Origin of the sequence: Anaerobranca gottschalkii DSM 13577 (assembly GCF_900111575.1) — a bacterium.
Lineage (GTDB): Bacteria > Bacillota > Proteinivoracia > Proteinivoracales > Proteinivoracaceae > Anaerobranca > Anaerobranca gottschalkii.
Genome location: NZ_FOIF01000044.1, coordinates 1 through 15,606 on the forward strand (window position 1 = coordinate 1; position 15,606 = coordinate 15,606).

A 15,606-nucleotide genomic window follows, 5' to 3' on the forward strand; every position below is an offset into this window, starting at 1 on the left:
TGAATGGAAAAATCAATATAACAAAAGAAGTTCTGTTGAAAGATGTAATAGCAGGCTAAAAAAATATCTAAATTTAGATAATCTCAGATCTAAAGGTATAAAGAAGGCTAAAGTTCATGCATTGCTTAACTGTATAGCCTTAGTTGCAGGAACTATTGCATTGAATATAGGTGTATCTGCTAGCAAAGCTGCTTAACGATAAAAATTTAAAAATATTATAGAGAATGGAGGATGTTGTTCTAGATAACAAAATTTAACCTTTTTTAAAATCTCATTTATAATGAGTTAGATTTTCTATGCTCTTTTTTTGATAAATATAAAAACTTAATTATGCAATTTCCTCAAATTAATAACCTTAGTTAAAGCTACAGAAAGAAACCGACAAAACATTTTACTGTTTTGTTCAGGGAGTATAAGTGATAAAGGGAAAGAGTTAATAAAAAGGGTGACGGAAAATAATTCCTATAAATTTATTGTTGAAGATTATAAAAATATTGGGGATTTTAACATCAAAAAATATTTTTGTGCTCCCCCAAAAAAACAAAGGACCTAATCGGTCCTTTACCTAATCGGTCCTTTTTTAAACTGCTTGTTGTGAATCAGAAAGTTTTTGTTTATATGGTGCTAAAACATGGAATACTTCTTCCATAATTTTCAACAATTCAATATTAATAGGAATATTGTTTTTTTGTAAAGCAAAATATAATATTGAACAAATTAAGTGATGGTGTTCAAGTCCGAGATAATTCATCATAAAAGCCAAAGATGCACCTTGGGTAATAGCTGGAGTTCCATTGACATCTATTACATAAAGGTTTTTATTGGCATCTTCTCTAACTTCTAATCTAATTATATCTTCAGCCCCTACACTTTTATAAGTGTTTATTGCCAGTTCTTGTAAAGCGTAAAACCTAGAATCATTAAAATCAAGGATTTGGAAACTGTCCCTTTGAGTATGCTCAGCTTTTTTAGAAGTAAAGCTACGAACTTTATAAGTTAATGGAAAACCTACTATTGGTAATACATAGGGGTCATTATTACCCATAACTCCAATAGTATATTCTCTACCACTTAAATAAGTTTCAACTAGAATTAATATGTTACCTAATTGGGTAATTAAATTAGTAATTTTTAAGTCTAGCTGTTCAAAATTATGAACGATGGAAGATTCATCTATACCAATACTATTACCTCCACCTGTAGGCTTTACGAATAATGGAAATTCCATATTTTTTTCAATTTCTCTCAGTTGAGCTAAAATATCTCCATCTGGATCAACTACATAATAGCTGGGAACTAAAATGTTAGATTCCTTTAACCTTTCATAAGTATAGTCTTTATTACGGCAATATTCCATACACTGTACATCTGAATGGGTAAAGGGGAGATTATGAGATTTTAATACTTGTCTTATTAACTGTGAACCTGTTCCATCATACAAAGTTTCTGGGATATCTAAGTATCCTTCGGCAATTACAAAGGCTAAATCATAGTGGTTTTTAGTAATTTCTTCCGTTAATTGTTTAGGGTTCATTAAATTTAAAGGAACTACATCGTTACCACTCTTAAGTAATGCGTTGTGAATAGTCTCTACTGCATTAAAAGATGCACATTCACCGTAAACACCAACTCTTTTACTATCTTCCACAGCATTAAATAGGAATAAAATTTTATTTTTCACACATCAAATCTCCCATCTAAATTTTATTTTTATTTAATATGTAATAATTCTAATTTAAAAACATACTATCCGCAAGACCTTGACAAATAAATTTTTATGAAAATCTATGTTATATTTATTAAAATATACTGTTATCTATGAATAAACAGTTTAAAAAAATATAAAAGTAAAAAATAAAGATTAATACTGGACAGGGAGGTTTTAAATTGGAAATTAAAAATATAACAGGACAAGGTGAAGAAAGGGTTTTTCAAGTTTATCATAAAAAATTTTATATTAAAAAGGATGATTATTATAGATTAGTACACCATTTTCATGAACCTTTTAGTCAAACTGCCCTTCAGCACATAGTTACAAAATATTTAGAGGAGAATAATGATAATGGGTTAGTGGGAATGGTAAGGTATAAAGAAGAAGGTGATGGCATTATTTTAGATGCCGCTATCAGATATTTACAGTAAAGGGGTACTGTTTGGTGCCCTTGATTATTTTTTCTGGGTACATTATATTTATAGTAATGGTTGAGTTTAGAAAGGATGAAATATATGAAAGTAGATTTTAAAGTATTATTGGTAGCCATTAACACCAAATATTACCATACTAATTTAGCTATACGTTATTTAAAGAAAATGGCTGAATCTGTAAATATACAGGCAAAGATCTTGGAAACTACGATAAATAATCAGGTTGAAGAAATAATTCAAAAAATATATGGAGAAAACCCAACACTACTAGGTTTTTCCTGTTATATTTGGAATATAGAAATTGTTTTAAAGGTTGCAAGGTCAATTAAAGAACTTTTACCACAAGTTAAAATCCTACTAGGAGGACCAGAAGTATCCTTTGAAGAAAAGGAATTTTTTCTAGAACACCCTTATGTAGATTACATAATTAAAGGTGAAGGGGAACTCCCTTTTAAAAAGCTTCTTCAAGGATTAACGACAAATGATAGATTAGATAATATCCCAGGATTATTGACAGAAACCTTTGATAATGGTATGTCCCTTACTTTAGATTTAAATGAGATACCTTTTCCATATGAAGGTGAAGATTTAGAGAATATAAAAGGTCAAATAATCTATTATGAAGGGAGTAGGGGCTGTCCCTTTAATTGCTCTTACTGTTTATCATCTACTACCAAAGGAGTTCGTTTTCTAGATACTCAGAGGATTAAAAAGGAAATAAAAATTTTAGCTGAATATTCAAAAATGATTAAGTTTGTGGATAGAACCTTTAATTGTAATAGTGAGTTAACTGTAGATTTGCTCCAGTTTATTAAAGGATTAGATACAAATACTACCTTTCATTTAGAAGTCTCAGCCCATTTAATTACAGAAGAAATATTGGCTATCTTCAAGGAGATGCCTATTAATAGAGTTCAATTGGAAATTGGTGTTCAAACAACTAACACCCAAAGTATAGCTGCTATAGGGAGAAAGACAAATTTCCAAAGATTAAGGGAAGTAGTGAAAAAGATAAACACTTTTAATAATATTCATCAACATTTAGATTTAATAGCAGGTTTACCCTATGAAGATTATAAATCTTTTGCTAAATCCTTTAATGATGTAATGGAACTAGAGCCCCATAAATTACAATTGGGATTTTTGAAACTCCTAAAAGGTTCAAAAATTAGAGGGGAAAAAGAATTACATGGATATAAATTTAACTATTTTCCACCTTATGAAGTGTTAGAGAATAGGTATATCTCCTTTACGGAGTTAACGAAGTTAAAACATATAGAACATCTTTTAGAAATTTATTATAACAGCCATAAATTTCAAAAATCTATGGAGTGGCTACACACCGAATTTTCAGACTATTTTCAGGTTTATGAAGCCCTATACCATTATTTTGCTCAAGAAGGATTATTAGATAAAAATATAGGTCATAACGAACTTTATGAAATACTATACAGATTTTATAAAACTTATGGACATAAGGAAGAATTATTTATTGAATTGTTAAAGTTTGATTATCTTTCCCATAAACGAACCCATACATTACCCCAATTTTTTGGAGAAAGGGAAAATACTAAAGAGAAAGTATTTGACTTTTTAAAATCAAAGGAAAATATTGTTAAATATCTGCCGAACTTTCAAGAACTTCGTCCCACTGAGATATACAAACAAATTATTGTAGAAAAATTCAACTATAATCCTTTAGACAAAAGCCCTAGACCAGTTTATTTATTGTTTAATTATTCTTTAACTGAAGGGATTTTTGGTCATCCTAAGGTTTTAGAAATTAAATTATAGAGGGTGATTTTAAATGAGGTGGAAAATTGAAACAAAAGATAGGGTTGGCATGGTACTTGATGTTTTAAAAGTCTTTAGTGATGAAAAATTAAGTATTGATGTCATGGAAGTTAAATCAAAACAAATTTTTTTAAAATTTAAATGCCCTAATCCTGAAATTATCAGAGAAAAGTTACTAGCAGAAAAGGATATTTTAAATATAGAAGAAATACCTCTCCTTCCAGTAGAAAAAAAAGAAAAACAATTAGTAGAAATTTTAGAAACGGTAAGTGATGGAATTTTAGCAATAGATCAATATGGCAAAATTACCAGGATAAACTCAATGGCAGAAGAAATTCTCAATCTTAAAGGGAAAGAGGTTATCGGAAAAGATGTAGGAGATATTCTCAATAAAAACGTACCTATGCTAACTACTTTAAGAACTGGCGAGGATTATGACAATAAAGAAATGAGTTTAATTATCAATGGAAGAAGGGTACACTATATTACCAGTGGAAGGGCTATTAAAGGTGATAAAAATCAAGTGTTAGGTGTTGTAGCAACCATGAAAGATATGGGGAAAGTGAGGGAAATGGTTTATTCCATTACCCAACCTAAAGCCATAACCTTTGAACATATTATTCACCATAGCTCTGTAATTGGTGAAGTTATACAACTGGCAAGATTAGCTGCCTTATCCCATTCCACAGTTTTAATTCAAGGGGAAAGTGGAACTGGTAAGGAATTATTTGCCAGGGCAATTCACTGGACGGGACCGAGAAAGGACAAGCCCTTTGTCCCTATCAATTGCGCTGCCTTACCCGATACCCTTTTGGAGAGTGAACTTTTTGGTTATCAAGGGGGCTCTTTTACTGATGCTAAAAAGGAAGGTAAGCAGGGACTTTTTGAATTTGCCAATGGTGGCACTGTATTTTTAGATGAAATAGGGGAACTTCCCGTCCATCTACAAGTAAAGTTATTAAGGGTATTACAAGAAGGTAAAATCAGAAGAATAGGTAGTAATGAAGAAACACCAGTTGATGTTAGAATTATCGCTGCCACCAATAGGGATTTAAAGGAAATGGTAAGTAAAAACCAATTTAGAAAAGATTTGTTTTATCGCTTAAATGTCATCCCAATTTATATACCACCTTTAAGGGAAAGGGTGGAAGATGTTATACTATTAGCCCAATACTTTTTAGATAAATATAATATAGCTACTGGGAAAAAAATTAAGGGTTTTACACCTGAAACATTAGAGATTTTCAAAAATTATCATTGGCCTGGCAATGTAAGGGAATTAGAGAATGTAGTGGAAAGGGCAGTAATTTTAACTCCTGAAAACTCCTTAATTAAACCCCATGTTCTTTACATTGAAAAAGAAAATAATCTAAAAACATCGATAGAAATAGATGAAAATAAATCATTAAAAGCTCAGTTAGATATGTTAGAGAAAAAAATTTTAGTAGAGGTTTTAAAGAAATATAAAACTACAAGAAAAATAGGAAAAGTTTTAGGATTGTCCCATACAGGCGTACAAAAAAAACTAAAAAAACACAATTTGGAAACAGAAGTTTACGAAAATGGAAACTAAAGTTTACGAATTTGATAGCCCAATAGGGCTATTTTTTTTAAAAATAATAATAAAAAATGTAATTTTAGTCATTTGTGGAAACAAAAGTTTACGCTTTCGAGTATTTTTGTGAAAAAAATCCTTGATTTACGGGATTTTAAAGTTGGCACGTACTTTGCTTATAAATAAGGTACAACTAAAGATAAGGAAACCTTGGAATTGGGATGAAGACAAAAAGGTAGCTTAAAATAGTTCGATAGTAAAAAATGAAATTAAGGAGGATCTTTAAATGAAAAGGGAAGAACTTATGAAAAAAGGTTTCAGTACCAAAACTATCCATGGTGGTCATGTAAAGGATGAAATGTACGGTGCATTAACTACACCTATCTATGCAACATCAACCTTTATCTTTGATTGTGCAGAACAAGGGGGAAGAAGATTTGCTTTAGAAGAAGGTGGGTATATTTATTCAAGACTTGGCAACCCTACGGTAACTGCAGTAGAAGAAAAACTAGCTATTTTGGAAAATGGTGAAGCTGCAATAGCTACCGCTTCTGGAATGGGTGCAATTACAGCTGCCCTTTGGACCCTTTTAAAGGCAGGGGATCACATAGTAGCAGATGATACCCTTTATGGTTGTACTTTTGCATATATGGAACATGGTTTAACCAGATACGGTGTGGAAGTTACCTTTGTAGATGCCTCTAATCCTGAAAATGTCAGAAAAGCTATGAAAGAAAATACTAAGGTGGTATATATTGAAACACCTGTTAATCCCAATTTAAAGGTTGTAGATATAGAGGAAATAGCTAAGATTGCCCATTCCCAAGAAGGAGTAAAGTTAATAGTAGATAACACCTTTGCAACACCGTATTTACAACAACCCCTTACTTTAGGTGCTGATATAGTTGTCCATTCTGCTACAAAATATTTAAATGGTCACGGTGATGTTATTGCAGGTTTTGTAGTAGGCTCTTTAGACTTCATTACCCAAGTCCGTTTATTCGGAGTTAAGGATATGACTGGTGCATCTTTAAGTCCCTTTGATGCCTTCTTATTAGATAGGGGAATGAAAACATTAGATTTAAGGATGGAAAAACACTGTCAAAATGCTATGATAGTTGCAGAATATTTAGCTAATCATCCTATGGTAGAAAAAGTTTATTATCCAGGGTTAAAGGATAACCCGTATCACCAGTTAGCTAAAAAGCAAATGAAAATGTTTGGTGGAGTAATTGCCTTTGAAGTAAAAGGTGGTTTTGAAAATGGTAAAAAAGTAATTAACTCTGTTAAACTATGTAAACTCGCTGTAAGTTTAGGGGATGCAGAAACTTTAGTACAGCATCCAGCTTCAATGACCCACTCCACATATACCCCAGAACAATTAGCAGCTGTAGGAATTAGTCAAGGTTTAATCCGTATGTCTGTTGGTTTAGAAAATGCAGAAGATATTATTGATGATTTAGAACATGCATTAAGTCAAATTAAATAGTAGAGGAATAATCGATAAATAACAGTCCACAATAGTATTATAGTAAACTTATAAAGAGGGTTGGTTATGAAGAAAATTAGTACTGTAATACTATTGTGGCTGCTTTTTATATCACAAATTGCTCTGGCCCATCAGGGAATCTTTATAGATAAAACAATTAATAACCTAGAGGAAAGTTATAAAATTAAAGATATTGAAAAATCATCGGCGATCTACGCCAAATTAACTGAAGAAAATAATATTCACTTTTACAGTTTTCAAGGGAAAAAGGGACAAAATTTTTATTCCCAAATAATGTTACCAAATATCGAAGGAGATAGGGAATTGCTCTTAGTTCAAATTCTCTTTGGCCCCTTTGAAGATACTAGAATTTTAGATGACTATACAGAAGTTTTAGGTGGTCAGTACCGGGGCTATGTAATACCTCCAGGTAATAATAGAACAAAGTTTTTTGAACCATTTACCCAAACATCTTACATTAAGAAACAGCAATTTTCCCTGGAATTACCTACTGATGGTACTTACTATATAGCAATATTCAGCCCTGTGGAGCAAAAAGGGAGATATGTTTTAACTATTGGTAAAGATGAGAAGTTTGGTCTTAAAGATTTAATTGACTACCCTAAAACATGGTTTAAGGTCAATTATTGGTTTAACCCCCTCAGACCTTTTTCAATATTAGTTTTACTAGCTCTAGTTATCTTTGGGTTAGTAAAACTAATAAAAGGGCTTAAAAGAATATTTTAATAAAATAAATTACGCCGTAATTTTCAAAGGTTACGGCGTAATTTTATTTATATATGAACATACTAAAAATAGCTAAAGAAAGGAGGGAGAAATAATGAAAATAGTAAAACCTAAAAAGGCAAATAAATCTACAAAAAAGCCGCAAAAACCGGAAAAAGAAGAGCTTCAAGAAAAGAACTTAATTCTCCCTGATTTACAAAAAAATATCAAAGTGTTAGAAGAAACCTTTGGTGATAACCTAGATTTTATTTTGCGGGAAATGTTGGCAGGTAGTAAAGGAGAACTAAATATAGCGGTAGCTTTTTTAGAGACCCTTGTAGATAAAGTTATGATAAGTGAATTTTTCTTGGAAAAATTGTGTACATACAATTATGAGACAGATATTCTCCCTGAGGAAAAGTTTAAAAATTTAGAAAAAATATTAAAAAGCATTCCAGCAGCTTTAAGTATAGAAGAAGATGATAAATGGGAAGAAATACTTAAAGCTATAGTAGTAGGAAAAGCTGTATTTTTTATTGACGGCTACCACAAAGCCTGGATAGTAGAGGCTAGGGCATGGAAAGAACGGGGAATTTCAGAACCACAAAATGAAACAGTAGTCCATGGCCCTAGGGAAGGTTTTGTGGAAGGTTTACAGACAAATATTGGTTTACTTAGAAGAAGGATAAAAACCCATAACTTTATTGCTAAAACAGTGACAATTGGGACTACTTCCAGTAATGATGTGGTTATTTGTTATTTAAAAGGGGTGGCAGATGAAAGTTTAGTTGATGAAGTTGAAAATAAAATAAAGGCAATAAATATCGAAGGTGTTGTAAGTGATAACGTAATAAATGAATTTATTGAAGGAACTCCTATTACACCTTTCAAACTCATTTCAACTACTGAAAGACCTGATAAAATAGCTGGTAGTTTATTGGAAGGTAGAGTTGCAATCCTAACAGAAAACAGCCCTAATGCAATGATAGTTCCTACAGTTTTTTGGCAGTTTTTCCAATCCGCTGAAGATTACTATGAACGTTTTCCAGTGGCGGCATTTAATAGGATAATTAGGATGATTTCTTTTATTTTTGTACTATCTTTGACTGCCTTTTATGTGGCGATAGCTACTTATCATCAAGAAATGATTCCTACACAGCTGGCTTTAACGATGTCGGCAATCAGAGGACCTGTACCTTTTCCTACTGTAGTTGAAGCTCTTCTTTTAGAACTGGTTTTAGAAGGCCTTCGAGAAGCAGGTTTGAGGTTACCTAAGGCTGCCGGTCAAGCTGTCAGTATAGTTGGGGCATTAGTAATGGGCCAAGCTGCTGTAGAAGCAGGTCTTGTTTCCCCCCAATTAGTAATTATCGTTGCCGCATCGGGAGTATTTTCATTTTTGATTCCCGATTACTCCTTTGTAATTTCCCTTAGACTCCTTAAATTTTTGTTAATTATATTAGCAAGTGTTTTAGGGATATTTGGTTTAATAATGGGATTTATGGGGATATTCTTACACCTTAATGGTCTAGAGAGTTTTGGAGTACCTTATATGTCCCCTGTAACTCCTTTTAAAAAGCGGGATATGAAAGATGTATTTTGGAGGGCACCTTGGCCCCAAATGGGTAAAGTAGGGCCTAAAGGTCCTCCAGGGCAAGGGGAGGAAAAAGAAGATGAAAATCAAGCTGAAAAATAAAAGAATAGCAGTTTATATGATAATCTTTATTTTACTAATAAGTAATACCGGGTGTTGGAGTAGAAGGGAATTAGAAGAACTAGCCTTTGTTTTGGCATTAGGTATAGACAAAGGAGATGATGGGGAATTTATTTTATATGCTCAAATAGGTAAAGCTCAACAGGAAGCTGGAGGTGGAGATGGTGAAGGTGGAGAAATAGTTGTAATTGAAGGAAAGGGAAAAACAATAGTTCAAGCTTACGATCAAATGTTTGAAGTAGCCAATAGGAGATTATTTTTAAGCCATGCCAGGCTAGTAATTATTAGTGAAGAATTGGCTAAAAGTGGAATCAACAGAATACTGGATTTTTTGCAAAGGGATATTAGAATAAGGAGCACTACCTTAATAGCAGTTGGACAGGGTGATATCAAAGAAATATTGGAATCACAACCGGTTTTAGGGGGAATTACCGGCTTAGCCATTAAAGATAGTATGCGGTTCAATTGGGAAAGGTCAAAGATTTTGCGAAAAGAATTATATGAAATGGTCAGAGATATTAAAGAGGGGGATGCGGAACTAACATTACCTATCATTACTATGGAAGGTGAAAAAGTTGCAATAAAAAATGCCGCATATTTTCAAAACACAACTATGAAAGGGACATTAGATAACAAGGAAGTTTTAGGGTTATTGTGGTTAGTTGGTGATGTGAGACATGGTTCCATTACTATAAATCCAAATCCTAAAGATTCTAGATACATCACCTTAGAATTGATGGATACAAAGGTTTCTATTAATCCAGTAGAAGGGTCTAAAGGTTTAGTATTCCATATAAAAGTTGATCAACAGTTAAGGGTGGCTGATGATCAAACAAATTTAACTGTGTCTCAAATAGAACAGGAGGTAAATAGATATATTAAAAATACTATTTTAGAAACAGTAAATTTAGCAAAGGAAGAAGGGGTGGATTTTATAGGTTTTGGAAAAAGGTATCGAAGGAAGTATCCTAAAAAGTGGGATGAAGATAAGTGGATTGAAAAGTTTAAAGAATCAGAGGTAATTATTAAAGTTAATTCAATAATAAATAGAGAAGAAAGATAAATAGGGTGATAAAATGAAAAAACTTGTGGTCGGCGAAGTATATATCCTTTATATCAGTGTAGTATTGACAACAGCGGTGCTATTTTTGCCATTTTTAATTGCAGAAGTAGCACTGCAAGATTCTTGGTTAGCGGTGATTATAGGGACTTTTGTAGCACTACCTTTTTCGTTAATAGCAGTTAGTTTAGCAATGAAGTTTCCCGAAAAGGGTTTGGAGGAAATTTTAGAAGAAGTTTTAGGCAAATTCCTTGGTAAGATAATAGCTTTATCTTATAGTGTGTTATACCTTTATATAAGTGCCTTGGTAATAAGGCAACTTGAAGAGTTTTTTGTTTTAGCCATAATGCCAGAAACTCCACCCATTGCTTTTCGAATTCTTTATGTATTAGTTTTAATGTTAGGGGTTTATGAAGGTACATTAGCTATCCTTAGAACCAATGTCTATATCTTTCCAGTAGGGATGTTAGTGGTGGGGTTAGTGGTGGGATTAGCTACTACTAAAATGAGTTTTGATAATTTAACACCTGTTTTTGTTATAGGTTTAGAAAATATTTTACAGGGAAGTTACTTAACTATAGGATGGCTATTACAATTTCCCTTTATTGTATTAACCTTTTTTAAATACATAGAGACAGCAAAGTTGACTCCTAATGTGAAAAAATTAGGGATGTTTTCAGTTATAGTAACAGGGGTATCTTTATTGGCAGGGGCTTTAGGAACCATTGCAGTTTTTGGGCCAAAGCAAACAGCAACTATGTTTTACCCTTCCTTTTCAATGGCTAGAACCATTTCCATAGGAAATTTTTTGGAAAATATAGAAATAACCTTTGTAGGGGTCTGGGTAGCGGGAATGTATATTTGTGCAACTGTGTATTGTTTCATGTCTATACTTTTAGTAACCAGTATTTTAAAATTAAATAATTACAAAAAAATAGCCTTACCTATGGCTGGGTTATTATTCTATTTACCCAGTATAGTGGCTAAAGATCTTTCCAGTTTATTTTCTGTTTTAAGGCAAACTTTCCCCTTTTTAACTATAGTTTTCGGTGGTATTTTACCAACTATATTTTTGATTTTAGCTAGTATCATGAACAAAGGGATGTCTACAGAGAAGTTAAAGGAAGAACAACAAGAAGAGGAAGAAAGCCAACCATTAAAGGGCAATTTTGGCGAACCTAGCAGTGAAGGGGAAGGGGAGGGAGAATCACCATAACACCCTATCTACTTTGTCTCCTGCCAATGTATTTGCTAGTTTAGAGATAATATAAATGATATTGATATTGGTTTTTGCTACTAAAGTTCTAAATCCTGGAGATTTAACGACATCGAAAACTTTATCAAAATCTTCATCTTTAAATTTGTCTACATAACGTCTAAGCATCAATAATTGCTGATTTCTTCTAAGCCATAGATGGATTTGTTTAGTAAAATCCCATCCCAAGGCAATACTTCTAGCAGCTGCTAATCCACTTTCAATACTTTCAATATTTCCAAAGGCAAAGAGGGGGTCTAAAAAACCACCGGCTAAACCTATCAGGTATAAATTATCAATTTGGTGTCTCTTAACATGGCCAATGGTATGGGGAGTTTCATGGAATTCTTCAAATTCAACATCCCATTTGATATCATCTATAAACATATCATACATTTTCCCCGCAGCATGGCCGGTAATTTCTTGACAGTTTAGGATTAAAGAACCTTTTCTATCATTCCATGGTACAAAATAAGCATAAGCCCTCTGGGCATATTTAGTATTAACCCACATAACTACAGTATAGGGATCAAAATATCCTTTAACTGTTGCCCCTCTGACATAGCCTACTACATCGGTCTTCCAAACCCCTAAAAGTTTAGGGATTTCCGGAGTACCAGTGGCAATTACTACATATTCATATTCCTTAGCTAAATCTCTAAAATTTACAATAGAATTGAAATATATAGGGCTTTTAATAAAAGCTCTTAATTGAGCTAAAATTCCCCTTTCATCAGGACCAGCCATATGGATATAACCTAATTTACCGGTCATTGTAGCAAAATTATTAGCTGAATAGAAATTAACCCTTCGAATTTCCTCCATTGCCCTTAAGGGGATATTGTATTTTTCTTCTAAATATAGCATAGGATCCCGAACAGGGCGGTACATTAAGTTAATCCACCCTAATGCATGATTAAAACCTCGGGAGCCCAAGTGTTTATTAGCCTCAAAGATATCTGGATAAATTCCATATTTTTCTAACTCTATTGCACAGGAAAGTCCAGAAACACCTGCCCCTAATATTGCTACCCTTTTTTTACTTGTATTTGGCATCACTAACCACTTCCTTTGTCCCAGGATAAAGTATTCTTTCTAATTTCTCAGTTTCCACTACTTTTTTAATTACATTGGCAAGTATAGAAACGATATTAAAAGGACTATTTATCGCTAAGGTTCTAAACATAGGTGTTTTAATTAAATCTAGCATTTTATCGAAATCTTCATCGGTAAATTTATCTATGTATCTTCTCAAAATTAGAGCATTGTCATTTCTGTGGCGCCAAAAAGCTATCTCTTTATTATAATCTCCTATACCAGCAATGTGTCTGGCAGCAGCCCCGCCACTATCTAGGGATTCTACATTGCCAAAACCAAAAATAGGGTCTAAAAGTCCAGCTGCACCACCGGTTATTATTATATTATCGTAAAAATACTTATCTACATGCCCTAAGGCATGGATGGTTTCCCAAATATCACCGATTTCAATATCCCAATTTAGCTCTGATAAAAATCTCTTCCAACAGATATCTGCTCCATGGACTGTTGTTTCTAACATATTTAAAATTAATGAACCTTTATTTTCATTCCAAGGAATGAAATAAGCATAGGCATGTTGGGCGTATTGGGTATTAAACCACATATAAACTGTGTTTGGTTGAAAGTGGCCATATACTGTAGCACCTCGGACAAAACCTGCAACATCGGTATTCCATAAACCGCAAAGTTCTGTAAGCTCAGAATAGCCATTGGCCATGACTACTGTATCGTAATCTTGATTTAATTGACGGAAATTGACTACTTCACCAAATCTGATATTACAATTTTTGATATGGGGATAAATTTGATAATAGATAGAACTTTGATCTGGTCCTGATAAGTGGATATAACCTAATTTACCTTCTAAAATTGCAGAATTATTTTTCGAAAAAAACTTTACTCTATGGATTTCATTTAAGGGTTTGAAAGACAAGTTGTATTTTTTCTTAAAAAAAATTAAAGGGTCTTTTAACGGTCTATACATAACTTTCATCCAGCCTAGGGTATGATCAAAACCTTGCCCGCCAATCCTATCTTGAATTTCATAGACATCGGGAGTATAGCCTAATCTCCCTAATTCGTAAGCACACATAAGCCCAGCGGCACCAGCACCGATAATAGCTATCCTTTTTTTCTTATTCATAAAAATCAACCTCCCTATCTTAGTATTTGACAATAAAAAAAATATATGTTTTTTGTGATTAATTTATTGACAAAGGGAAAAATAATGTTATAATAAATATTGTCAGTGACTCATGGGGGTGTAGCTCAGTTGGGAGAGCGCTTGAATGGCATTCAAGAGGTCAGGGGTTCGATTCCCCTCATCTCCACCATATTAGAAATATAAATTTGATATAATGACTGTAAAGCCTTGAGGAATCAAGGCTTTTTTGTTTTTGGGGATGTGTGGGGAGTTAGCAATAGATTTATGGAAATAGAAGGATTTTCGATGATTGTGTAGAAAAAATTAAGTAAAGGTATAATGTATTTTTGTTTAACCTAGGGAAACCAATATGGAGGGATTTAATTTGAATAATTCAAATATATTTGATTGGGTTGATTTTTATAAGGAATTCGCAAACAAATTACTTGAATACAAAGATAAACGTTATGAACTTATTGACAAAATTAAAAATGTATATTCAAAAGCGGTAATTAGTTGTAAACGTCAAGTACTTTTTTACAAATTTTGATAAATAATTTTTTACACCTAATTTTTACCAAAAATGGAAGTTCTGTATTTCAATCGATAACTATCACCACATAAATTTATCACTTCACATTTATGGACTATTCTATCAAGGATAGCAGTAGTTATTGCAGGATCTCCTAATAATTCTCCCCAGTCTTCTGGTCCTTTATTAGAAGTGATAATAATGGATGTTTGGCCATAAAGTTTATTGATTAACTGAAAGAAAAGGTTAGCCTCATGCTTTTCCATAGCCATAAACATAAGATCATCAATAATTACAAGATCAGCCTCTGTGATACGTTTTAAACGAGTTTGAGCAGAACGTAATATTTCCTGAGTTTTAAGATAGTATATAAGGTCATTCATAGTAGTAAAAATAACTTTATACCCACTGTGTATAGCATGTATACCAAGCCCTATAGCTAGATGAGTTTTCCCTACACCAGGAGGACCAAGCATGATTAAGTTAAAACCTTGCTCAATCCATGTAAATTCTAAAAGTTGATTTAATTGTCGTCTACTTAATGACTGTTGCTCCGCTAAATCAAACTCATCAATAGTCTTGTATTCAGGAAATAAAGCTTGTTTTAACCTTTGTTCAATCTTTTTTTCACTTCTAGATTTAATTTCATGTTCTAACAAGTTTTCTAAGAATTTCTCATAAGATAACCCTTTTTCATTAGATAATTCTAAGATTTTTTCTAAAGCTGATGCAGAGTGAGATATTTTAAGGGTATTTAACATACCTTTGATATTGTCTATTGTAGCAATCACCATAGTCCTCCTTTTTTCTTAAAATCTATTACATATTTGATTTAATAATATCGGCATATTCTAAAATATCCCTTACTTGAGGTTTGGTTTTAATTTTTTCCATACTTGTTAAAGAGAGAGCTTTAATTTCTATGTTACTATCAGTAACAATCCCAGTTTGTTCTTTTGCATAATGTTTTACAGCATCCTTAAAGTCTGCCGCACTGTATAGCTTATTTTTTATACAAAAGTTTAGCCCTTTTTCAATAGTATCAGTTGTTTGATCTTTTATTGCTTCTTTGATGATTAACAATTGATCTCTTATATATCTAGGTTTTGATATACGTATATTCTCAAAAAAATTCTTTGCTATTATAGGTTCAGGAA

General features: G+C 32.6%; 13 protein-coding genes, 1 tRNA gene and 1 pseudogene. 10 read left to right on the plus strand and 5 right to left on the minus strand.

Annotated features, from left to right (window positions below; genetic code table 11):
* Positions 1-196, plus strand: a 196-nt coding sequence (locus BMX60_RS09260; protein ID WP_143055920.1) for a transposase, incomplete at its 5' end; no start/stop codon positions are given.
* 384 nt (positions 197-580) lie between these two features.
* Here BMX60_RS09260 and BMX60_RS09265 read toward each other — a convergent pair.
* On the minus strand, positions 581-1,681 hold the full coding sequence (locus BMX60_RS09265; RefSeq protein WP_091351202.1) for a D-alanine--D-alanine ligase family protein: 1,101 nt from the start codon (positions 1,679-1,681) through the stop codon (positions 581-583).
* Positions 1,682-1,887: 206 nt separating this feature from the next.
* Between BMX60_RS09265 and BMX60_RS09270 the strand changes: the two genes are divergently transcribed.
* The 8 genes from BMX60_RS09270 (at position 1,888) to BMX60_RS09305 (ending at position 11,696) form a co-directional block, all read left to right on the plus strand.
* Entirely contained in the window at positions 1,888-2,142 is a 255-nt protein-coding gene (locus tag BMX60_RS09270) for a hypothetical protein (protein ID WP_091351203.1), read from the plus strand.
* Between the two features lie 84 nt (positions 2,143-2,226).
* A complete protein-coding gene (locus tag BMX60_RS09275) occupies positions 2,227-3,939 on the plus strand; it encodes a B12-binding domain-containing radical SAM protein (RefSeq protein ID WP_177159762.1) in 1,713 nt (570 codons plus the stop codon).
* A 13-nt stretch (positions 3,940-3,952) separates the two neighbouring features.
* Complete coding sequence (locus tag BMX60_RS09280) at positions 3,953-5,512, plus strand: sigma-54 interaction domain-containing protein (protein WP_091351205.1); 1,560 nt, start codon at positions 3,953-3,955, stop codon at positions 5,510-5,512.
* Between the two features lie 268 nt (positions 5,513-5,780).
* On the plus strand, positions 5,781-6,983 hold the full coding sequence (gene megL, locus BMX60_RS09285; protein ID WP_091351206.1) for a methionine gamma-lyase: 1,203 nt from the start codon (positions 5,781-5,783) through the stop codon (positions 6,981-6,983).
* Positions 6,984-7,049: 66 nt separating this feature from the next.
* Positions 7,050-7,730: a hypothetical protein gene (locus BMX60_RS09290; protein WP_091351207.1), complete on the plus strand. Its 681-nt coding sequence runs from the start codon at positions 7,050-7,052 to the stop codon at positions 7,728-7,730.
* A 94-nt stretch (positions 7,731-7,824) separates the two neighbouring features.
* On the plus strand, positions 7,825-9,402 hold the full coding sequence (locus tag BMX60_RS09295; RefSeq protein ID WP_091351208.1) for a spore germination protein: 1,578 nt from the start codon (positions 7,825-7,827) through the stop codon (positions 9,400-9,402).
* Complete coding sequence (locus BMX60_RS09300; RefSeq protein ID WP_091351209.1) at positions 9,380-10,483, plus strand: Ger(x)C family spore germination protein; 1,104 nt, start codon at positions 9,380-9,382, stop codon at positions 10,481-10,483. Before BMX60_RS09295 ends, BMX60_RS09300 begins: the two co-directional genes overlap by 23 nt.
* Positions 10,484-10,496: 13 nt before the next feature.
* A complete protein-coding gene (locus tag BMX60_RS09305) occupies positions 10,497-11,696 on the plus strand; it encodes a GerAB/ArcD/ProY family transporter (protein WP_091351210.1) in 1,200 nt (399 codons plus the stop codon).
* Here BMX60_RS09305 and BMX60_RS09310 read toward each other — a convergent pair.
* Together BMX60_RS09310 and BMX60_RS09315 are read right to left on the minus strand one after the other, a co-directional pair.
* The gene (locus tag BMX60_RS09310) at positions 11,688-12,791 is read right to left on the minus strand and encodes an NAD(P)-binding protein (protein WP_091351211.1); all 1,104 of its coding nucleotides are present in this window, start codon (positions 12,789-12,791) and stop codon (positions 11,688-11,690) included. The two genes, BMX60_RS09305 and BMX60_RS09310, sit on opposite strands and share 9 nt — an antisense overlap.
* The gene (locus BMX60_RS09315; RefSeq protein WP_091351212.1) at positions 12,775-13,917 is read right to left on the minus strand and encodes an NAD(P)-binding protein; all 1,143 of its coding nucleotides are present in this window, start codon (positions 13,915-13,917) and stop codon (positions 12,775-12,777) included. The genes BMX60_RS09310 and BMX60_RS09315 overlap by 17 nt, the downstream gene beginning before the upstream one ends.
* Positions 13,918-14,031: 114 nt before the next feature.
* On the opposite strand from BMX60_RS09315, the gene BMX60_RS09320 reads away from it, so the two are divergent.
* Positions 14,032-14,107: transfer RNA gene (locus tag BMX60_RS09320), tRNA-Ala, on the plus strand.
* Positions 14,108-14,484: 377 nt separating this feature from the next.
* Here BMX60_RS09320 and istB read toward each other — a convergent pair.
* Together istB and BMX60_RS12325 are read right to left on the minus strand one after the other, a co-directional pair.
* Positions 14,485-15,240, minus strand: a complete 756-nt coding sequence (gene istB, locus BMX60_RS09330) for an IS21-like element helper ATPase IstB (protein WP_479722607.1) — start codon at positions 15,238-15,240, stop codon at positions 14,485-14,487.
* A gap of 28 nt (positions 15,241-15,268) precedes the next feature.
* Positions 15,269-15,606 (minus strand): annotated as a pseudogene (locus BMX60_RS12325) (IS21 family transposase); the annotation flags it as partial.

Excerpts from the sequence above, each read along its gene's own strand:
- BMX60_RS09290 (WP_091351207.1), top strand. The coding sequence starts at position 7,050 with ATGAAGAAAATTAGTACTGTAATACTATTGTGGCTGCTTTTTATATCA.
- BMX60_RS09305 (WP_091351210.1), top strand. The coding sequence starts at position 10,497 with ATGAAAAAACTTGTGGTCGGCGAAGTATATATCCTTTATATCAGTGTA.
- BMX60_RS09310 (WP_091351211.1), bottom strand. The coding sequence starts at position 12,791 with ATGCCAAATACAAGTAAAAAAAGGGTAGCAATATTAGGGGCAGGTGTT.
- BMX60_RS09295 (WP_091351208.1), top strand. The coding sequence starts at position 7,825 with ATGAAAATAGTAAAACCTAAAAAGGCAAATAAATCTACAAAAAAGCCG.
- BMX60_RS09280 (WP_091351205.1), top strand. The coding sequence starts at position 3,953 with ATGAGGTGGAAAATTGAAACAAAAGATAGGGTTGGCATGGTACTTGAT.
- megL (WP_091351206.1), top strand. The coding sequence starts at position 5,781 with ATGAAAAGGGAAGAACTTATGAAAAAAGGTTTCAGTACCAAAACTATC.
- BMX60_RS09300 (WP_091351209.1), top strand. The coding sequence starts at position 9,380 with ATGAAAATCAAGCTGAAAAATAAAAGAATAGCAGTTTATATGATAATC.
- BMX60_RS09275 (WP_177159762.1), top strand. The coding sequence starts at position 2,227 with ATGAAAGTAGATTTTAAAGTATTATTGGTAGCCATTAACACCAAATAT.
- BMX60_RS09315 (WP_091351212.1), bottom strand. The coding sequence starts at position 13,917 with ATGAATAAGAAAAAAAGGATAGCTATTATCGGTGCTGGTGCCGCTGGG.